Genomic DNA, 20,695 nt, shown 5'->3' on the forward strand with positions numbered 1-20,695 from the left:
GACCGGAGGGGATTCGCCGGACTACAGTTGCGAGCAGAGCCGGTAGGCCTCATAGATTGACGAGTAGATGTCCCTGCTGGCGACCGCGTCTCCAATGCGGTGCAGGACGAAGGATCCTGGAGCTTGGAGCCCTTGCACCCCCTTTGTCGCCACTCCCGTCATGAGCGCGATGTCGGTCACGCCCTTATTGGCGGAGCGGGCACGCAATTCCTGGTAGGTATCTTCCACAGGTGCCGTGCCGCGCTCGACAATGAGTTGGGCCGCGGTCATTTCCGTTTCTGCACCGGTGAGCTCATGCCGGAACCGGGCGGCGATGCCGTTGCCGTGGCGCGCTGCCTTGATGAGCCGCAGATCGCCGACGACCCGGATGCCGAGTTCGGACGCGAGTTTGCGGAAACTGACCCGGTCCGGATAGGGTGTCTCGATCGCCAGGGTGTCGTCCGCCATGGCCACGCTGACCGCATGTCCCAGGCGGGCAAGATGCAGGGCACAGGATATGGCGGCCTGACGCCCGGTCTCATCGTAGATGAGCACATCGGCCTTCGCGGGCACGACTCCGGTCAAGATATCCCAGACGCTGTCGCAATGTTCGGCGCCCTCCAGCCACTCCATGTCGGGGATGCCGCCTGTGGCGACGATAACGGCATCCGGTTTCTCGGCAAGCACTCCATCTGCGTCCGCATAGGTGTTGAAACGGACATCCACGCCAAGGCGCGCGAGTTCGTCGATGCGCCAGTCGACTATACTGATCAGATCCTTGCGGTCGGACGCCGAGGCCGCAACGAGCACCTGCCCGCCGAGCCGGGCCCCGGCTTCCAGCAAGGTCACGCTGTGCCCGCGCTCGGAAGCGACCCGGGCCGCCTCCATCCCCCCCGGACCACCGCCGACGACGACCACTCGTTTCGGCGTTTCGGTCCGGTCAATGATGTGGCTGACGGTCGTTTCATGGCCGCTGGCGGGGTTGTGAATGCAATGGACCTTCTTGTACAGGCAGTAGGACGCGCCGACGCACGGGCGGATGCGGTCTTCTTCGCCCCGCATCACCTTGTTGACGATATGCGGGTCGGCAATATGCGCTCGCGTCATGCCGACCAGATCGACAAGATTTGCGCGGATCGCGTGCCGCGCCGTGGCTACGTCCCTGATGGCGGCGGCATGGATGACCGGCAGCCTGGTTTCCCGTTTGAACTGCCCAACCAACGGCAGAAACGGCGCGCTCCTGATAAACATGCCGGGCATATTCTGCTCGGCCAGCGACAAGTCGGTGTCCATGCGGCCGAAGATGCAGTTGAAGAAATCGACATGGCCTTCGCGCTCGAACAGCCGGGCGAAGGCAAGGCATTCCTCGAAATCCGATCCGTCGTCGACCGCCTCGTCGATCACGAAGCGGATGCCGACGGCGAAGTCGTCGCCCACCGCGCGGCGGATCGCTTCGTGAACCATCAGCCCGAAGCGCGCGCGGTTTTCCAGCGAGCCGCCGAAAGCGTCCGTGCGCCTGTTGGTTCTGCGCGACAGGAATTGGCCAATCAGATGGCCGCCGGTGACGGTCTCGACGCCGTCCAGACCGCCGTCAACGCAGCGCCTGGCGGCACTGGCGTAGTCCTTGACGATCCTGTCGATATCCGCGGCGTCCATTTCCTTGGGGAAATTCCGGTTTCGCGTCTCGCGGACGCGTGACGGCGCAACTGGCGGCAGCCAGTGACCGGCATAGGCAGTAGCGCGCCGGCCGAGATGCGAGGCCTGACACATGACCGTCGCGCCGTGGCGATGAATTCGCTGCGACAGCGATTGGAGATGAGGGATGATGCGATCGCTGGAAAGATCCAGCTGACCGCCGCCCCAGCTCGAATCGGGCGACGTCATCGCCGAGCCGCCGACCATGGTCATCGCCAGGCCGCCGCGCGCTTTCTCTTCATGATAGCGCTGATAGCGCTCGAGCGGCAGGCCGCCCTCGTCCAGCATCGAGGCATGGCTGGTGCTGACGACGCGATTGCGCAGCGTCAGACCCTTGAGCCGAAACGGCTGAAGCAGTGGATCGCCGGATGTGCTCCCCGCTTGGAATGCCGCTGCCGGCACATGCTGCTCCGAACCATTCATGAGGGTTATAGTTCGTGATTTGCAGGACTGCAGAAAGCTTGAAAATTGTTGGGGCGGCTATACGCTTGGCGTATGGCCGGTTTCGCTAAACTCGTCCCGTCCGCACGCGGACTCCTCGTTTTCGAGGCCGCTCTCCGTTCAGGAAGTTTCACCGCCGCGGCGCGCGAGTTCAACGTCACGCAACCGTCGATCAGCCGCGGCATCGCTCAGTTGGAGGCCGATCTCGGCGTGGCTCTGTTCACGCGCGGTCCAACAGGATTGTCCCCGACCTCGGAGGGGCGCGCCCTCTATTCGGCTGTACGGCAAGGATTTGACGGCATCGAGGAGGCGATCGGCACGATCAAGCGGAACAGTGCCGCAAAGCCGGTGGTTACCCTTTCGCTCTCGAGCTCTCTCGCTACGCACTGGTTCGTTCCGAGGTTAACGGCGTTCAACACGCGATTTCCCGACGTGGACCTGAGGTTCGAACTCATCGCCGGCGTTCTGCGAGGACCCGCCGAGAATGTCGACCTTGCCACCAGAATCCTGGCCGACGACGACACCCACTATCACCGCTGGGCCTTCTCGCCGGAAATCATCGTTCCGGTGTGCAGCCCATCCTATCTGTCGCACCACGGCCGCTTGAACCATGACTCGGACGGCGAAGGTCATATCCTGCTTCATCTCATCGACGCCAAGGAGCAGTGGCTGGATGCCTGGGGCAGCGTAGCCCGCCGCAAGACCAGCAGGGCAAAGTGGCTCGAATTCTCGGACTACGCAGTCGTGCTTCAGGCCGCGATGAACGGAGAAGGCGTGGCGCTCGGCTGGCTCAGCAATGTCTCAAGGGCACTGCTTCAGGCAACGCTCGTTCCGGCCTCGGACAGGCAGATCAACACCGGACGGATCCATGAATTGATTGCACCTCGCTCACGGCCGGTGCGGCCGATCGTCTGCGATATCCGCGCCTGGATGATCGCCGAGATGCAAGCCGAGTTGAAAGCGTTGCACCCACTATTGCAGCCCGGCGTCCTGTAGCCCGGACCGCAGCAGACAGACTGCAGCGCCCGGCACAGCCTACCCGCTGACTACATCGGAAACAGGCTGGGCAGCGGCATGTGCGATTTGACGATCGGCGACTTCAGCACCACGAAGCTGAAATACTTGTCGATGCCGATATCCATATCGGTCAGCCGCTCCATGATCGTCTGGTACTCGCCAATCCCGGCGGTCACGAATTTCATCAGATAGTCGTAACCGCCCGACACGAGGTGGCATTCGATGACCTGATCGATCTTCTCGACGACGGCGAGAAAGCGGGCGAAGTCCACCTGGCGGTGGTTCTTCAGGGTGATTTCGGTGAACACGGTCAGTGTCTGGCCGAGCTTGCCGATGTTCACCTGCGCGGAATAGCCTTCGATATAGCCTTCCGACTGGAGCTTCTTGACTCGCATCAGGCACGGGCTCGGCGACAGGTGCACCAGTTCGGCCAGCTCCACATTGGTGATGCGGCCGTTCTTCTGCAATTCATGCAGAATCTTGATGTCGATCCGATCCAGTTTCACGTCCATCTCCGAAGAACGCAAGCCACAGCACAAAATGCCGCCACTTCTCTAGCCGTGACACTACCATAGCCCGCAGGCCTGTCCATCCGATGGACCCTGCTCTGACACGCAGGGACTCTCGATTTCATTGCGCCCTACGGAATAAAATTCTGCCTGAAGCATAACTGCGGCAGCGGCTGCCTGCGCAACGCGCTAGATTCGAGCCTCAAAGGCAGAGAGAGGACCATGCGCGCGCCGCTGCAACAGATCGAGACATCCGACGAACTGCCGCAATCCGCGGATGCGGTGGTGATCGGCGGCGGCATTGTCGGCGTCTTCGCGGCCTACTACCTGGCTAGGCGCGGCTTGAAGGTCGCGCTTGTCGAAAAAGGACGCATCGGCGCCGAGCAGTCCAGCAGGAACTGGGGATGGTGCCGCCAACAGAACCGCGACGCCCGCGAGCTGCCGATGGCGACGCGCAGCCTCGATCTCTGGGAGCGCTTTGCGGCCGAAAGCGGCCAGGACACCGGCTTTCGCCGCTGCGGCCTGCTCTATCTCAGCAATGACGAGGCGGAGCTGGCTGGCTGGGCGCGCTGGCGTGACTTCGCCAGAACGGCGGGCGTCACCACGCACATGCTCGACAGCGCCGAGGCCAGCGAGCGGGGCCGCGCCACCGGCCGGACCTGGAAAGGCGGCGTGTTCTCGCCGACCGACGGCACCGCCGATCCGTCGCAAGCCGCGCCAGCGGTCGCCCACGCCATCCTCCAGCTTGGCGGCACGGTGCATCAGAATTGCGCCGCGCGCGGTATCGAGACCGAGGGCGGTCGCCTGTGCGGCGTGGTCACGGAAAGCGGTACGATCCGCACGAAGGCGGCGGTTTTGGCCGGTGGCGCCTGGGCGTCCTCCTTTTGCCGTCAGTTCGGCTTCCGCTTCCCGCAGGCCTCGATCCGCTCCTCCATCCTGTCGGTCTCGCCCGGGTCGGAGGGCCTGCCGGATGCGCTGCACACGGCAAAGATCTCGGCGACGCGGCGCGGTGACGGCGGCTACACGCTCGCCATAAGCGGCCGCGGACGCGTCGACGTGACGCCGCAGCAGCTGCGCTTCGCTTCGCAGTTCGTCCCCATGTTCCTGAAGCGCTGGCGCAGCCTCGCGCCCGGCGGGTTGCAGGGGGTGCGCTCAGGCCACGAAACGCTTCAACGCTGGCGGCTCGACCGGCCGACGCCTATGGAGCGGATGCGCATCCTCGATCCGGTGCCGGATCAGGCGACCATCCGCCTGACCCACGCCCGCGCGCTCGAGCTGCTGCCGGCCCTCAGGCAGACCAGGATCAGCGCGGCCTGGGCGGGCTACATCGACAGCACGCCGGACGGCGTGCCCGCCATCGGCGAGATCCACGCCGTTCCAGGCTTCTTCCTGGCTGCCGGATTTTCGGGTCATGGCTTCGGCATCGGACCCGGTGCCGGGCACCTCGTCGCCGATCTTGTCACCGGGTTGGAGCCGATCGTCGATCCGAAATCCTACGATCCGCGGCGTTTCGATACTTCGGCGTGGGGCAAGGTCGCCGACTTCTAGTTTCAAACTCGACATTCCGACATTGCTTGGCAGGTGAACCCTCCGGAACTGCATCAGCCTTCTCGAAGAAAGGCGCCGCTCGGGGCCGGCCGGACGGGGGCCTGCCCGCGAAACCGGCCGACATCCTCTGGCCTACAGCCGGCTTGCGCTGCGACGAGTTCGACGGCTGCCAACTGGCAATAGCGCCCCTGGCAGCGCCCCATGCCGACGCGCGAGAGCGATTTCACCCTGTTGGCCTCGCCGCCGCCGAGAGTCGTGCCCTCGCGCACGGCCCCGGCAGTGACGTTCTCGCAGCGGCAGACGATCGTATCGTCGGGAAGCGCCCTCACCATCGCGCCCGGCCAAGGAAAGGCCTGGGCCAGACCACGGGCAAAGCGCTCGAGCCGTGCGAGCCTGCGCAGGTCGGCGCCGACGGAGGGCACCGGGCGTCCAAGGTCGGCAAGGCACGCCGCCGCAGCAACGCGTCCTGCGATCTCCGCGCCGTCCGCCCCTAGGAGACGGGCCCCATCACCGGCCAGGTAGATGCCATTGCGGGCTCGCCCCATCTCGTCGGCCTTCGGCAGCCATTGCCGCCACAGCTCGTCATAGGTGAAGGCGCAGCCCGCAAGGTCAGTCAGATGCGTCTCCGCCCGCAGGTGCCAGCCGATCCCGATCATGTCGCATGGGGTGACGCGCTCCCGGCCGCCGGCGTCGCGCCAGCGCATCCCGGTGACACCCTGTCCGTCGGCATCGATTCGCTCAGGCGTCACGCCAGCGTGGTAGCGGCGACCAAGCCGCGCCCGCAGGGTTAGCCCAGGCAACGCCACGATTGGTCGGGCGGCAAGTCCCCAGAACCCGCGCATCTGCTGGCGCCAGGAGGAGGTGTCGAGCACCGCCGCCACATCCGCTCCGGCCTTGAGGAGTTGCGTGCCGACCAGCGTCAGCAAAGGGCCCGACCCGATCAGCACGATGCGCCGTCCGAGCGCGACGCCCTGCGCCTTGAGCGCGATCTGCGCCGCGCCAAGGCTGAAGACGCCGGCGTTCTGCCAGCCAGGGATCGGGGCGACGCGGTCTGAAGCGCCGGTGGCGAGGATCAGGCGGTCGTAGAAGACGACCTCCGCGCCGCCCTCCCCCAGCACATGCAGCCGCCCCTCATGCACGGCGATGACGGAGCTGCGCGCGCAATAAGTGAGCCGCCCTTCATCGGCCATCCGGTCGAAGAGCAAATGCAGTGCGAGCGCCTTGTCCGCCTCAGAGCCGTACAGCTGCTGCGGAGTTCGGACGAACCCGGCGGGCGGGCGGCGATAGATCTGCCCACCCGCGCGGTGCCCTTCATCGATCACCACCGGATGGAGCCCGGCCTCGACCAGTGTCGCCGCGGCCCTTATGCCGGCGGGGCCCGCACCTACGATCACGATGCGCGGCGATGACGGCTCGCTCACGGCCAGTTCTCAGGGGGCGTCGTTCGCAGCCGCATGCCTTCGACGACAAGAGTTGTGCACGCACGCAGGCGGGGTCCCTCGTCTTGCCACACCCAGCAGTCCTGGCAGGCTCCCATCAGACAGAACCCCGCGCGCGGCTCGGGACTGAACTCGGAACTCCGCAGCGCATGTCCTGAAGCCAGCATTGCCGTCGCCACGGTGTCGCCGTCCAGCGCGTTGCGCATCTCACCGTCGAGAAGGAATTGCACCTCCTCGCGATCGCGCTCGGCCAGCCGGACAATGCGGCCGGCGGTCATCATTCCGCCGCCTCTCGTACCGGCCCCTGACGAGGCAGTTCGGGAAAGCGTTCGCAGACCGCCTCGAAGGCCGCTTGGACGCCCTCCGGCCCGGAGCGACCTTTCATGCGGCGAAAAATCTCCGTCTTGGCGAAGAACCGCCAGTGGATCGGCAAGGCGTCCAGCAGAGCGTGGAGCCGGTCATAGGCGGCCGGCGTCCACTGCGCTTCGTAGCTGTCGCGCTCCGGCCCGAAATGGAAATGGCCCCCGGACGGCTTGTGCCTCGCGCGCAGCCGCTCCGTCGCGTGCTCGTCGACTTCGCCGCCGCGGATAACGACCCCGTAGTCGCTTTCGGCTGCGGCCGGCGAGAGATAGCCGCGCCGCACATCCTCAGCGACCCGCCAGGGCTCGCGCTGAAACGGGTCGCCGCGTCCGCCGCCGCCGGCGGAGCGGATCTCGAGCACGTCGCCCGGCTGCAGCACCGCCGTGTCGACGTTGCCCAGCCGCCGCTCGCGGTCGGTGCCCGGATTGACGACCATGTCCGACAAGCCGGCCGCCTTGCCGCCCAGCACGCCCCAGGGACGGAAGAAGCTGCGGTCGCGATTGCGCGCCGTAATCCGGGAGTCGGGGGCAAAGACACGAAAAGCCATCTCGGTCGCCAGCCCGCCGCGCCAGCGGCCCGCACCGCCGCTGTCCTGGGCGAGCCCATATTTCACGAATTCGACCGGCGTCTCGGTCTCGGTGATCTCGATCGGCGTGTTCTTGAGATACGCGGCATCGGCGCCCGATCCATTGGTGCCATCGCGACGCGGCATCGCGCCGCCGCCGCCCACCACGGGGTTGACCGCCGCGATGACGCTCCGGCTGGTGCGCTCATCGATGGTCATGACGTTGACGATGCAGTTGTTGCCGGCCGGCGCCGCCGGCAAGCGCTCCGGCAGCACTTGCGAAAAGGCCCCGAAGATGACCGAGCGCAGCCGGGCGCAGGTGAGCGATCGCATGCCGACGGCGGCGGGATGGACGGGGTTCAGCACCGAACCTTGCGGAGTGATGCAGGTGAACGGCCGTGTGAGGCCGGTGTTGAGCAAGATTTTCGGGTTGAGCGTGTAGAGCACGTAATAGACGCCGACCAGCAGCATCGTGTGGCGCGGGTCGCCGCCCGAAGGCACGTTGAGCGAGGAGCCGAGCTGCGGATCGGAGCCGGTGAAGTCGAGCACGGCCTCATCGCCTTTGATCGTCAGCGTCAGCTTCAGCCGGCAGGGATTGGCCTCGACCGAATCCTCATCGGCATAGTCGGCGAATTGCCAGGTGCCGTCGGGCATGGCGCGCAGCACGTCCCGCGCCTGCGCCTCGGCATGGTCGAGAAGAGCGGCAACGCCTTCGAGGAAGCCGGCCTTGCCGAACTTCTTCACCATCGCCTGGATCTTGCGCTCGCCGGTGTTGAGTGCACCGACCAGCGCCTTGATGTCGCCGATGTTGAGGTCCGGCTTGCGCACATTGGTGCTCATGATCCTGAGGATCGTCTCGTCGAAGACGCCTTCCCTCACCAGCTTCATCGGCGGAAAGCGGACGCCTTCCTGATGGATTTCGGTGAGCGCGCGGCTGAGCGAAGCCGGCACAGCCCCGCCCATGTCGGTGTTGTGGATGTGCCCTCCCGTCCAGGCGACGATCTCGCCGTCGACGAAGACCGGCTTCCACAAATGCGTGTCGGGTGCGTGCGTGGCGACGTGGCCGGAATAGGGATCGTTGGTGAAGGCGACGTCTCCCGGCCGATAGTCGTCCACCATGGCGATCGCACGGTGATAGGAAAGCCCCGGATACCAGGTGGCGCCGAGCTCCATCGGGACGGCGAAAGTCGCCCCCGAGCGGTCCATCAGCATCACCGTAAAATCCTGCGTCTCTTTCACGAAGGCGGAGTGCGCGGTGCGGTGCAGCGTGTGGGCCATGTTCTCGGCCGCCGCGCGGGCATGGTTAGCCAGAACCTGAAGATTTGTGCGGTCGAACAAGGCGTCACTCCGCGAAAGTCAGAACGAGATTGAGGTGGCGATCGACCCGCGCCTGCGTTCCGGCGGGGAGAGCGAAGGTGGTATCTTCCTGGACCACCACAGCGGGTCCGCGGAACGCGCTGCCCGGCACCAGGGTCTGCCGGTCATGGAGGTCGATGGTCTCGACGGTCAGACCGGTGTAGACCGGCACCCGGCGCGCCGGAGCGGTCGGGACGTCGATCTCCTCGGTCTCGGGGAAGGAGAGCGCCGGACCTGCGCCTATCGCGGACAGCCGAACATTCACGAGCTCGATCGCGCCGTCCGGATCGTGGAAGTCGTAGAGCTGCTCATGGGTACGGTGGAATGCCTGCTCGATCGCGGCCGCATCGCCGTCCGCCAGCCATTGGGGCGAAAGGACGACCTCGATCTCATAGCTCTGGCCGAAGTAGCGCATGTCGCAGGAGAGTGTGAGTTGCGCGGCCGCATCGTGCCCCTGCGCCGCAAGCCAGTCGCGGCCCTCCTGCGCCAGCGCCTCGAAGGCCTCGCGGATTCCGGGAAGCGACGCGCCGGATAGCGGGCTGAAGATGGTGCGGATGAAGTCCCCGCGCAGATCAGCCACCAGCCCACCCAGCGCCGATACCACGCCGGGGCGGCGGGGCGCCATGACGCGCTTGATGCCGAGCTCGCGGGCCAGGAAGGCGCCGAGCATCGGGCCGCCGCCGCCGAATGGCATCAGGGTGAAATCGCGCAGATCGACGCCGGCGCGCGAGGCGAGCTTCTCGACCTCGACGAACATTTCCGACACCGCGATGTCGAGGATCGCCTGCGCGGTCTGCTCGACCGGGCGGCCGAGCCGCATCGCAAGTTCGCCGACCGCGCGATGCGCCAGTTGGGTCTCGATGCTGAGCTGGCCATAGGCCATCTCGCTATGGCCGAGCCATCCGCACACCACCATGGCGTCGGTCACCGTCGCCCGCTCGCCGCCACGGCCGTAGCATGCAGGTCCCGGCGTCGAACCGGCCGATTCCGGCCCGACCCGCAGCACTCCTTGCGCGTCGACGCTGGCGATCGAGCCGCCGCCGACACCGATCGAGCTCACCGACACGGAAGGGATATGGAGTGGAAATTCGCCGATCAGCTCGCCGGTGCCGAACTGCGGCTCGCCGTTTATGATGAGCGCGAAATCGGCCGAGGTTCCGCCGATGTCGAGGGTGAGAACCTTATCCTCGCCGGCCTGACGCGCCAGCCACGAGGCGCCGATGACGCCCGAGGCCGTTCCCGACAGCAGCATGTTCACGCAGGCGCGCTTGCCTTCGGCGGCGTTCATCAGCCCGCCGTTCGACTTCGTCAGCATCGGCCGGGCCGGCACGCCGCGATGCTTCAGCCGCTCTTCCAGCGCGGTCAGATAGCCGGAGACGCGCGGATGGACATAGCCATTGAGAATGGCGGTCGAGCTGCGCTCGTATTCGCGGATGACCGGCCACACCTCGGCGGAGGTGAAGACGAAGAGGTCGGGCGCCAGGCGCGCGATCGCCGCCTTTACCGAGGTTTCCTGCGCGGCGTTGCGCCAGGAATGAAGGAAAGACACGATGATCCCCTGCGCCCCGTTCGATTTCGCGGCCGCGACCGCGCTCTCCACCGCCGCCGTGTCGGGCGCCTGGGATTCATTGCCATCGGCGCGCATGCGGGCCGGAATGCCGAAGACCATGTCGCGCGAGATCAGCGGATCCGGCCGCGCGCAGAACAGCGAATACATGTCCGGCATGCGAAGCCGCGCGAGCTCGATCACGTCCTCGAAGCCGGCATTGGTGAACAGCGCCAGCGGCGCGCCCTTGCGCTGGATGATCGTGTTGATACCGACGGTCGTGCCATGCACGAAGCGCGTCATATGGGTCGGGTCGAAGCCCTCGCGTTCGGCCAGCAAGGTGAGCCCCGTCATCAGCTCGGCGCCCGGATCTTCCGGCGTCGTCAGCACCTTCAGCGAAGCGACGCGTCCGGATTTTGCTTCGAGCGCGCAAAAATCGATGAATGTCCCGCCGATATCGACGCCGACCTTCCAGTCGGCCTCCTTGCGTGCCTCATCCGCCGCAATGGCTCCATCCATGATGCGTCCCTTTCTCTCTGCTCGGAAACTCGCACGAGCGGACAATCACGGTCCAAGATGGATGATGGGCAAGAATATAAGTCCTACTTATACCTTGACGCTATGCTCGCCGAGAACGGCGGAGCAGGCCGCACGGATGTCATCGCGCATCGTTTCGTCGGCCCTCGAAAGGGCTCGTGCGCGCGACGCGAGCAGCGCAATCGGGAATTCCGGGCCGCCCGCCAGCGGCCTGACAGCGAGGCCGGAAAACTGGCGCCACGGCAGCAGCGCGTCGACGAGAGCGACGCCCAGGCCGGCCTGGACGAAGCCGACCGCAGAGATCGAAATGTCGATCTCCAGCGACGGCGAAAGCGCCACGCCTTGCGCGCGGGCCGCGTGGGCCAGCTCGTCGGCGGGACGCGTGTTGCCGCGATAGGATATCAGTTCCTGCCCCACGAGATCAGCGAGCGTCAGCTCGGGCTTCTTCTGCAGCGCGTGTCCGCGCGGCAGCAGGCAGGCGAAGCCGACGCTGCCGATCACCTCGGCCTCGATATCGGGAGGCAGGCGGTCATCCATGGCCACGCCGAGGCTGGCATCGCCGGCGCGCAGCATGTCTACAATCGCGGCGATCGGCGCGCTATGGGAACGCAGCAGCATGTCGGGATGCTGGGCCCGAAATGCGGTGAAGGCGCGCGGCAATATCGCCATGGCCGGCGGCGGCGAGGCGGCGACCCGCACCAGTCCGGTCCGACCGAGACGCAGATCGGTGGTCTTGCGGCGCAGGCCGTCGAGCCCCGCCGACAGCCTCTCGGCATCGGGAAAGATCTCGAGCGCCTCAGGGGTCGGCCGCAGCCTGCCCTTGACCCGCTCGAACAGCGTGAAGCCGAGCTCGTCCTCAGTGTGGAGCAATATCTGGCTGAGCGCGGGCTGGGAGATGTTCAGCATTCGCGCCGCGGCGGTCACGGTGCCGGCGCGCATGACGGCGATGAACACTTCGAGCTGCCGGGCCCGCATTCCTACTCCATAGGTAGAACTTATGGCTTTTATCCAAAGCCATCTTTGACGCATTGCCGCGGCGCCGACAAGATGGATCAGGATCAGCCCTCTGCGCTAAGGAACGACAATGGATGTGATCGTGCTGGGCGGCGGCCTGATGGGGACGGCTTGCGCCTATTTCCTGGCCAGGCGCGGCGCCCGCGTGAGGCTGATCGAGCGCAACCGGATCGGCGGTGGAGCAACCGTCGCCTCCTTCGGCAACATCCGGCGCACGGGGCGTCATCTGTCGCAGCTTCCGCTGGCCCACCGCTCGCTCCGGCTGTGGGGCGAGGCCGAAAAAATGCTGGGGCGCGATGTGGAATTCCGCGCCACCGGTCACGTGCGGCTGATCTTCGATGAAGGCGGTCTCGCCGACATGCGCAGCTATGCCGAGGCGGCGCGTCCCTGGGGACTCGAGCTGGAGCAGCTCAGCCCGCGCGAGATCCGCGCGCGTTTTCCCGGCCTCGGCCCCGACGCGATCGCGGCGTCGTTCTCTCCGCATGACGGCAGCGGCAATCCGCGGCTGATCGCGCCGGCCTTCGCCGAGGCCGCCCGCAAGCTGGGCGCGAAAATCATCGACGAAGCTCGGGTCGAAAAGATCGAGCGGACCGACTCCGGTTTCCTTGTCGCCAGTTCAAAAGGCGCTTTCGCCGCAGAATGCCTGCTCAACACCGCCGGCGCCTGGGGCGCGCGCGTCGCTGCGCTGTTCGGCGAAGAGGTCCCGCTCGATGCCCGCGGCCCGCAAATGGGCGTGACCGAGCCACTGCCGCACCGGATCCTGCCGGTGGTCGGCATCTGGACGCGCGACAAGGACTATGGCGCCTATCTGCGTCAGGTCGAGCGCGGCAACATCGTCTTCGGCGGCGCCGCCGAAAGGGTGCCGGTCGACCTCGATCCGGGCCATGCGACCGCCGACCCCATGCGCCTGCCGACGCAATTGCGGGCCGTCGCGCGGCTGTTGCCGGCGATCGCCCAGGTCGCGGTCATCCGCACCTGGTCCGGCTGCGAAGGCTATGTCCGCGACATGCTGCCGGTCATGGGACGCTCGGCGACAACGCCGGGCCTGTTCCACGCCTTCGGCTTCAGCGGGCACGGCTTCCAGCTCGGTCCGGGTGTCGGCGACGCCATGGCCGAGCTTATCACGACTGGTGACTGCGAAACGCCCCTCGACGATTTTAAGATAGATCGCTTCAATCACGGAGCCTGACGAGGCGAGTCGATCACCTGGACGCCAGGCGTCCTTTGACGCGCAAGAAGGGAGCTTCCATCTGTTCGAATGACGGCGTGTTGGGTGAGCAGAAGGTCGCTTTCGGATGGCTCAGACTGAAGTTCGTCCCCAGCCAACGGCGGCCGCGGATTGGAGCGCGTGGGCGCTGCGCGACAAGCGATTTATAAGTGTCGTTGTACGAGCATTCCCCGATCGGCGATACTTATTTCATGCTTTGCTCAGCCCTATCGGCTTAATGTCGAACGCAGGATGCCGCGCAGAACATGGCGCGCTTCTACGGACTTTCCATCGAAACGACATTGTTTGCGGCGCTTCGGCCAAAGGATGACGACTGAACCTAGACAGTAAGGAGCTTGCGTACATCGGGCCTGTCCAGATCCTCGGCAGGGCCGGTATGCACGATCCGGCCGCGGTCCATGATGTTGACCTCGTCGGCAAGCTCGCGGCAGAAATCGAGATATTGCTCGACCAAAAGCACCGCAATGCCGGCCTGGTCGCGCAGGTAGCGGATGGCACGGCCGATGTCCTTGATGATCGAGGGCTGGATGCCCTCGGTCGGCTCGTCGAGCACGAGCAGCTTGGGCCGCATGACCAGCGCCCTGCCGATGGCGAGTTGCTGCTGCTGGCCGCCGGAGAGATCGCCGCCGCGGCGCCCCAGCATCTGCTTCAGCACCGGAAACAGCTCGAATACATGGGCCGGGATGTTGCGGTCGGCGCGCCTCAGCGGCGCGAAGCCCGATTCCAGATTCTCACGCACCGTCAGCAGCGGAAAGATCTCCCTGCCCTGCGGCACGAATGCGATGCCCGACCGGGCGCGGTCATACGCCGCGCTCCGGTCGAGCGCCTTCCCCTCGAAGGCAACGCTTCCGCTCGTCAGCCGGTGATGGCCGACGATCGATCTCATCAAGCTGGTCTTGCCGACGCCATTGCGGCCGAGCACGCAGGTGATCTTGCCGGCGCCGGCTTTCAGAGAGACGCCGCGCAGCGCCTGGGCGGCGCCGTAATGCAGCGTGGCATTGGAGACTTCGAGCATGGTCAGGCCCTTCTCCAGCGCTTCAGGAACGCAACATCGAACCGGTGGAACGGAACCCGCCAGACCATGCTCACCGCCCCAGATAGACTTCAACGACGCGCTCGTCGGCCGAAACGAAATCGAGCGTGCCTTCGGACAGCACCGAGCCCTCATGCAGGCAGGTGACCTTGACGCCGAGCTCGCGCACAAAGTGCATGTCGTGCTCGACGACGACCACCGAATGGTCGCGAGCGATGTCCTTGAGCAGGCGCGCGGTCTCCTCGGTCTCGGCGTCGGTCATGCCCGCGACCGGTTCGTCGACGAGAAGCAGCTTCGGGTCTTGTGCCAGCAGCATGCCGATCTCCAGCCACTGCTTCTGGCCGTGGCTCAAATTGGCGGCGATCTCGTCGCGCTTGTCGCCGAGGCGGATGATGCCGAGTATGTCGTCGATGCGCCACGTCTCGGCCGCCGAGCGGCGATGGAACAACGCCGGGAAGATCGAGCGCGGCCCCTTCAGCGCCAGCATCAGATTGTCCTCGACGCTGTGGCTCTCGAAGACGGTCGGCTTCTGGAACTTGCGGCCGATGCCCATCATGGCGATCTCGGCTTCGTCATGCCGGGTGAGATCGACCTGACCGTCGAAGAATACCTCGCCCTCGTCCGGCCGCGTCTTGCCGGTGACAATATCCATCATCGTCGTCTTGCCGGCGCCGTTGGGTCCGATGATGGCGCGCATCTCGCCCTTGTCGAGCACCAGCGACAGGTTGTTGATGGCGCGAAAGCCGTCGAAGGAGACCGAGACGCCGTCCAGATAGAGGATGGTGTTCGACTTGCTCATGGTCGCTTACTCCGCCGGCTGCGGTTCGGGGCCGTTGGCCGACCACGCGCCCGGCGTTCTCGCCGCCGAGCGCTCGATCTTCGGCTGCGCTTCCGGCGGGTCGATGCCGGCTTTCGCGGCGAGCGAGGCCGCGCGCAGCGCCCTGGCCTTGCCGCGCCAGCTATCCCACATGCCGACCACGCCCTTGGGCAGGAACAGCGTTACGGCGACGAACAACCCGCCAAGCGCGAATAGCCAGAATTCAGGCAGCACGCCGGTGAACCAGGATTTGCCGGCATTGACCAGGAGCGCGCCGATAATCGGGCCGACGATGGTGCCGCGCCCGCCGACGGCGGTCCAGATCACCACTTCGATCGAATTGGCGGGCTCGAACTCGCCGGGATTAATGATGCCGACCTGCGGCACGTAGAGCGCGCCGGCGATGCCGGCCATGACGGCCGAGACGCTGAAGGCGAAGAGTTTTACATTCTCGGCCCGCCAGCCGAGGAAGCGGGTGCGGCTTTCGGCGTCGCGCACCGCCATCAGCAGCTTGCCGTATTTGGAGCGCACGATCGCCGCGGTGACAAAGACGGCGAACGCCAGCGTCACGGCGCTTGCTGAAAACAGCGCCGCGCGCGTCGCGTCGGCCTGGATGTTGAAGCCGAGGATGTCCTTGAAATCGGTCAGGCCGTTATTGCCTCCGAAACCCATGTCGTTGCGGAAGAAGGCAAGCAGCAGCGCATAGGTCATCGCCTGGGTGATGATCGAGAGATAGACGCCGGTGACGCGGCTGCGGAAGGCGAACCAGCCGAATACGAAGGCAAGCAGGCCCGGCACGGCCAGCACCATCAGCACGGCGAACCAGAAATGGTCGAAGCCGTGCCAGAACCAGGGCAGTTCCTTGTAGTTCAGGAACACCATGAAGTCCGGCAGGATGGGATTGCCATAGACGCCGCGCGAGCCGATCTGACGCATCAGATACATGCCCATCGCATAGCCGCCGAGCCCGAAGAAGGCGCCGTGGCCGAGCGAAAGGATGCCGCAATAGCCCCAGACCAGATCGAGCGCGAGCGCCAGCAGCGCGTAGCAGAGATATTTCCCGACCAAAGAGACGATGTAAGGCGGAATGTAGAAAGCGCTTTGAGGCGACACCGCGAGGTTTAGCAGCGGCACGATGGCGGCCGCCGCCAGCAGGACGAGGATGGCGATCGCGATGCGCCGGTCGGCGCCGAAGAAGCGCTGCGTGATCATGCTTCCACCGCCCTGCCCTTCAGCGCGAACAGGCCGCGCGGCCGCTTCTGGATGAACAGGATGATCAGTACCAGCACGACGATCTTGCCAAGCACCGCGCCGGCGTACGGCTCGAGGAACTTGTTGACGATGCCGAGCGAGAAGGCGCCGACCAGCGTGCCCCAGAGATTGCCGACGCCACCGAAGACCACGACCATGAAACTGTCGATAATGTAGCCGCGGCCGAGATTGGGCGAGACGTTGTCGATCTGGCTGAGCGCCACGCCGGCGATCCCGGCGATACCGGAGCCGAGCGCGAAAGTCAGCGCGTCGACCCAAGGCGTCCTGATGCCCATGGATGCGGCCATGCGCCGATTGGCGGTGACGGCACGCATCTGCAGGCCCCAGGGCGTTCGCTTCATGACGTAGAGCAGCACACCGAACACCAGCAGCGCGAACACCAGTATCCACAGCCGGTTCCAGGTGATGGCCAATTGACCGATGTCGAACGATCCCGACATCCAGGACGGATTGCCGACCTCCTGGTTCGTCGGGCCGAAGACGGTGCGCACCGCCTGCTGCAGGATCAGCGAGACGCCCCATGTGGCAAGAAGCGTCTCCAGCGGCCGGCCGTAGAGGAAGCGGATGACGCCGCGCTCGATGACGAGGCCGACCAGCGCCGAGACCAGGAAGGCGAGCGGCAGCGCGATGACCAGCGACCAGTCGAAGAGGCTCGGAAACGACGTGCGGATCACCTGCTGGACGACGAAGGTGGTGTAGGCGCCGAGCATCACCATCTCGCCATGCGCCATGTTGATGACGCCCATGACGCCAAAGGTGATGGCGAGACCGATAGCGCCGAGCAGCAGCACCGATCCGAGTGATATGCCGTACCAGATGTTCTGGCCGGCATCCCACAATGCCAGCGTCGAATTGATATGGCCGATCGCGGCGGTTGCCAAGTTCTTGACCGCTCCCTGCGCGCCAGCCTCAACGGAGGTCAGCAGGGAAAGCGCATCGCGATCGCCGCGCGCCGCGATGGCCGAGATGGCGGCGAGCTTGTCGGCTTCCGGCTTGTCGGAAACCAGAACCGACGCCGCGCGCGCCTGCACGAACATCGTCTTGACGGCTGGGTCGGTCTCAGCAGCGATCGCGGCATCGAGCGGTTCGATATTCGCCGCGTCGGGCGTCTTGAACATGGTCGCGGCGGCGGCAAGGCGCACGCTCGCGTCCTTGGCGCGCAGCGTCAGCGTCCCCAGCGCGTCGCGTATGGCGCGGCGAAGACCGTTGTTGACCTTGATCTTGGTGAGATCGGCCTTGGCGGCATCGGCGGACTTGTCGCCGCTGAAAGGATCGAGCAGTTCGACACCGCTCGCCGCGTCCTTGCCGATGAAGACCTGCGAATCGGCTTTGCGAATATAGAGGTTGCCGTCGGCGAGCGCCGACAGCGGCCTTTCGACGGCCGGATCGCCGCTGGTCGCGAGCTCGCGCACGATGGCTTCCGTGGCCGAGAAATTAGTCGCTGTAGCGAACTTGGCTATTGCCGCGCGAAGATCGGCCTCGCCTGCCTTCGACGGCAGCAGGCTTGCCATCGTCAGCAGCAGCGTCAAGCCAATCGCGCGCAACAGGATCATCAGCTTCAGCGGATCTCGAACGTTTGAGGTTTCTGCCCGGGCGGGACGCGAAGACCCGCCCGGGCCGCGGTCTCGGATCGCGGGGCCACGCGGCGACCCGACAGACCTGGGAGGATCAGTTGGTGCCCTTGCCGCCGCACTTGCCGGTGGCGACGTTGAAGTTGCCGCAACTGAGCGGCGCGCGCCAATCGGAGATCAGGTTCTTGGAATCGGGCAGGTAGTCGGACCATTCGTCGCCCATCACAAGGCCGGGCGTTTGCGAGACGGTCTCGAACTGGCCGTCGGCCTGGATCTCGCCGATGAGCACCGGCTTCGTGATATGATGGTTCGGCATCATCGTCGAATAGCCGCCGGTCAGGTTCGGCACCGAGACGCCGACCATGGCGTCGATGACCTTGTCCGGATCGGTAGTGCCGGCCTTCTCGACTGCCTTCACCCACATGTTGAAGCCGATATAGTGGGCTTCCATCGGGTCGTTGGTCGTGCGCTTGTCGTTCTTTATGAACTTGTGCCAGTCGTCGATGAACTTCTTATTCTCGGGCGTGTCGACGCTCTCGAAATAGTTCCAGGCGGCGAGGTGGCCGACCAGCGGTCCGGTGTCGAGACCGGCCAGTTCTTCCTCGCCGACTGAGAAGGCCATGACTGGAATGTCCTCGGCCTTGATGCCCTGGTTGCCCAGTTCCTTGTAGAACGGCACGTTGGCGTCGCCGTTGACCGTCGACACGACGGCGGTCTTCTTGCCGGCCGAGCCGAACTTCTTGATCGCCGAGACCTCGGTCTGCCAGTCGGAGAAGCCGAACGGCGTGTAGTTGACCATGATATCCTCGGCCGGCACGCCCTTCGACTTGAGGTAGGCTTCGAGGATCTTGTTGGTCGTGCGCGGATAGACATAGTCGGTGCCTTCGAGCACCCAGCGCTTCACCGAGCCGCCATCGGCGCTCATCAGGTAGTCGACGGCCGGAATGGCCTGCTGGTTCGGGGCAGCACCGGTGTAGAAGACGTTGCGCTCGCTCTCCTCGCCCTCATACTGGACCGGATAGAACAGGATGTTGTCGAGCTCCGAGAACACCGGCAGCACCGATTTGCGCGAGACCGAAGTCCAGCAGCCGAACACCGCCGCGACCTTGTCCTTGGAGATCAGCTCGCGCGCCTTTTCGGCAAACAGCGGCCAGTTGGACGCCGGATCGACCACCACGGCCTCGAGCTTCTTGCCGAGCAGGCCGCCCTTGGCGTTCTGCTCTTCGATCAGCATCAGCATGACGTCCTTCAGCGTCGTCTCCGAGATCGCCATCGTCCCCGACAGCGAATGCAGGATGCCGACCTTGATCGTGTCGTCGGCCGCCCTGGCGGGCGCCGTCAGCAGGCTGGCCGCGAGAACGCCAGCCGAGAACATTTTTGTTATTGTCGAGAAACTTCCCCTCATATTGCACACTCCCAAGCTGGTTGTTTTGCATTGCAACATTGCGGTGCAAGCGACGTGCCAAACCTGACAGTCCAAAGTGCCGGGCAAAAAATCGATCAGTTACAGTTGGTTATAATTTCAACTCAAGTTTTCAACGGCCGCTTCCGCTTCAACGCGTTGTCAAATTTTGGGCTTCTGCCTCTATTTTCATCGCAACTTTCTATTGCGTGTTTTTACATCGCCGTTTGCCTTCTGCCGGCCCCCGTAGTCGCACGGCGAGAGATGTTGGGAATTGAAATCTTTGCGCCGCGGGCGGCTAAGAAGTGAGGGGCCCGGTCCCTCTCGGCGGCGGGCTTTTCCTATCTGGAGCAAATTTGTAGACCGCTCGATTGGTGTCGTCGGTGACGCGAACCCATTGGGTCTCGACTCGCCGGTCCTGTACGTGGCGGCCGGTCACCCATTCAGCGGCTTCTTTAGCTGAGGCGGTCCTCGCGTAGGCAATACCGCATCCGTCCCCGACATCGTTTCAACGGTAAGGGACGGGCTCTTTTGTCGGGTCTCCTCTGATCAGTCAGCCCTTTCCAATGGGGCCGATATGCCATCCCGACGCAACAGCGCCGCCCAGCGACCGAACTTCGACAAGGGGCGAAGGTCCCAGGAGTTGTTCACCGGCGGCTTTTGTCGAGTGCCGCCGCTCGACAGGCGCGCGACAGGTGAACGAAATAGGCCCCCCTGACGCGTTTTCTGCACCCCAGTACCTGCGAAGGCTCACGCGCGGCCTAGCCCGGCTTCTGTGGCAAATGGCAATGGTTCCAACATCGCCCTGCCCGATTTCACATGCCCTTCGCTTCGGCAGCGCAGACCAGCCGTCAGCGTGTTGGCGATAGCGCGTGAATTTCTCCTCGAGCGCCACGACTGCTTCGCCCTTGCTGCGTTCAGTGGCCCGCCCACCGACATGCGCGCGCCGGCCGCCGAACATTGGTCATGACGGTCCAGAACAACGTCCCGGCACTGGGCCCATCCGCCGCCAAGGATCCGACGCTATCGGAGCCGAGGAACATCGGGGAGAATCGCAGGGACTCGGACTGCAAAGACGAGTGTCGCTGACTCGCCCCGGGCAACTCCGGCGGCTGTGCAATCGACTTTCCTTCACGGCCGCCTAGCAGTTCGCGTCAGTCTGCGGATCGCACGCCTTGTTTTTCTGGCCCCGTGGCTTGGGCTTGGCCGCCTGCTCGGGCTCGGCCTGCTGCTGCTCGGCGGCGGGCTGCTTCTTGGCCTTCCGTTTCTCAGGCTTGGCAGCCTGTTCCGGCTCGGCCTGCTGCTCGGCGGCGGGCTGCTTCTTGGCCTTCGGTTTCTCAGGCTTGGCCGCCTGTTCCGGCTCGGC

The 20,695-nt window shown here is 65.2% G+C and carries 15 protein-coding genes and 1 pseudogene; 3 read left to right on the forward strand and 13 right to left on the reverse strand.

Annotated elements, in window-relative coordinates; all coding sequences use genetic code 11:
• Positions 1-21: 21 nt before the first annotated feature.
• Entirely contained in the window at positions 22-2,097 is a 2,076-nt protein-coding gene (locus tag CK215_RS07775) for an NADH:flavin oxidoreductase (protein WP_095830563.1), read from the reverse strand.
• 72 nt (positions 2,098-2,169) lie between these two features.
• On the opposite strand from CK215_RS07775, the gene CK215_RS07780 reads away from it, so the two are divergent.
• On the forward strand, positions 2,170-3,111 hold the full coding sequence (locus tag CK215_RS07780) for a LysR family transcriptional regulator (RefSeq protein ID WP_095830564.1): 942 nt from the start codon (positions 2,170-2,172) through the stop codon (positions 3,109-3,111).
• 50 nt (positions 3,112-3,161) lie between these two features.
• On the opposite strand, the gene CK215_RS07785 is transcribed toward CK215_RS07780, so the two are convergent.
• Positions 3,162-3,638, reverse strand: a complete 477-nt coding sequence (locus CK215_RS07785) for an Lrp/AsnC family transcriptional regulator (RefSeq protein ID WP_066989429.1) — start codon at positions 3,636-3,638, stop codon at positions 3,162-3,164.
• A 225-nt stretch (positions 3,639-3,863) separates the two neighbouring features.
• Between CK215_RS07785 and CK215_RS07790 the strand changes: the two genes are divergently transcribed.
• The gene (locus CK215_RS07790) at positions 3,864-5,189 is read left to right on the forward strand and encodes an FAD-binding oxidoreductase (protein ID WP_095830565.1); all 1,326 of its coding nucleotides are present in this window, start codon (positions 3,864-3,866) and stop codon (positions 5,187-5,189) included.
• Positions 5,190-5,242: 53 nt separating this feature from the next.
• On the opposite strand, the gene CK215_RS07795 is transcribed toward CK215_RS07790, so the two are convergent.
• The 5 genes from CK215_RS07795 to CK215_RS07815 form a co-directional block, all read right to left on the reverse strand.
• Positions 5,243-6,610, reverse strand: a complete 1,368-nt coding sequence (locus tag CK215_RS07795; protein WP_095781877.1) for an FAD/NAD(P)-binding oxidoreductase — start codon at positions 6,608-6,610, stop codon at positions 5,243-5,245.
• Positions 6,607-6,909, reverse strand: coding sequence for a (2Fe-2S)-binding protein (locus tag CK215_RS07800; RefSeq protein WP_095830566.1), 303 nt, complete (start codon positions 6,907-6,909; stop codon positions 6,607-6,609). Before CK215_RS07800 ends, CK215_RS07795 begins: the two co-directional genes overlap by 4 nt.
• Entirely contained in the window at positions 6,906-8,891 is a 1,986-nt protein-coding gene (locus CK215_RS07805) for a hydantoinase B/oxoprolinase family protein (RefSeq protein WP_095830567.1), read from the reverse strand. Before CK215_RS07805 ends, CK215_RS07800 begins: the two co-directional genes overlap by 4 nt.
• A gap of 4 nt (positions 8,892-8,895) precedes the next feature.
• On the reverse strand, positions 8,896-10,974 hold the full coding sequence (locus CK215_RS07810) for a hydantoinase/oxoprolinase family protein (protein WP_095830568.1): 2,079 nt from the start codon (positions 10,972-10,974) through the stop codon (positions 8,896-8,898).
• Between the two features lie 87 nt (positions 10,975-11,061).
• On the reverse strand, positions 11,062-11,967 hold the full coding sequence (locus tag CK215_RS07815) for a LysR family transcriptional regulator (protein WP_066989197.1): 906 nt from the start codon (positions 11,965-11,967) through the stop codon (positions 11,062-11,064).
• A gap of 109 nt (positions 11,968-12,076) precedes the next feature.
• Between CK215_RS07815 and CK215_RS07820 the strand changes: the two genes are divergently transcribed.
• Positions 12,077-13,195, forward strand: coding sequence for an FAD-binding oxidoreductase (locus CK215_RS07820; protein WP_095830569.1), 1,119 nt, complete (start codon positions 12,077-12,079; stop codon positions 13,193-13,195).
• 358 nt (positions 13,196-13,553) lie between these two features.
• Here the strand turns inward: CK215_RS07820 and urtE are convergent, their stop codons facing one another.
• From urtE to CK215_RS31255, 6 genes and pseudogenes are all read right to left on the reverse strand, one after another.
• Positions 13,554-14,249 carry an urea ABC transporter ATP-binding subunit UrtE gene (gene urtE / locus CK215_RS07825; RefSeq protein ID WP_095826952.1) on the reverse strand — a complete coding sequence of 232 codons (696 nt, stop codon included), beginning with the start codon at positions 14,247-14,249 and terminating at the stop codon, positions 13,554-13,556.
• Between the two features lie 70 nt (positions 14,250-14,319).
• The gene (gene urtD, locus CK215_RS07830; RefSeq protein ID WP_066989203.1) at positions 14,320-15,066 is read right to left on the reverse strand and encodes an urea ABC transporter ATP-binding protein UrtD; all 747 of its coding nucleotides are present in this window, start codon (positions 15,064-15,066) and stop codon (positions 14,320-14,322) included.
• 6 nt (positions 15,067-15,072) lie between these two features.
• Positions 15,073-16,296 (reverse strand): urea ABC transporter permease subunit UrtC, encoded by a 1,224-nt coding sequence (gene urtC, locus CK215_RS07835; protein ID WP_095830570.1) that lies wholly within the window; start codon positions 16,294-16,296, stop codon positions 15,073-15,075.
• Positions 16,293-17,909, reverse strand: coding sequence for an urea ABC transporter permease subunit UrtB (gene urtB, locus CK215_RS07840; RefSeq protein ID WP_095830571.1), 1,617 nt, complete (start codon positions 17,907-17,909; stop codon positions 16,293-16,295). Before urtB ends, urtC begins: the two co-directional genes overlap by 4 nt.
• A gap of 115 nt (positions 17,910-18,024) precedes the next feature.
• A complete protein-coding gene (gene urtA, locus CK215_RS07845) occupies positions 18,025-19,302 on the reverse strand; it encodes an urea ABC transporter substrate-binding protein (protein WP_245418634.1) in 1,278 nt (425 codons plus the stop codon).
• A 1,168-nt stretch (positions 19,303-20,470) separates the two neighbouring features.
• Positions 20,471-20,695, reverse strand: a pseudogene (locus CK215_RS31255) (hypothetical protein); the annotation flags it as partial.

Origin of the sequence: Mesorhizobium sp. WSM3864 (genome assembly GCF_002294955.1) — a bacterium.
Lineage (GTDB): Bacteria > Pseudomonadota > Alphaproteobacteria > Rhizobiales > Rhizobiaceae > Mesorhizobium.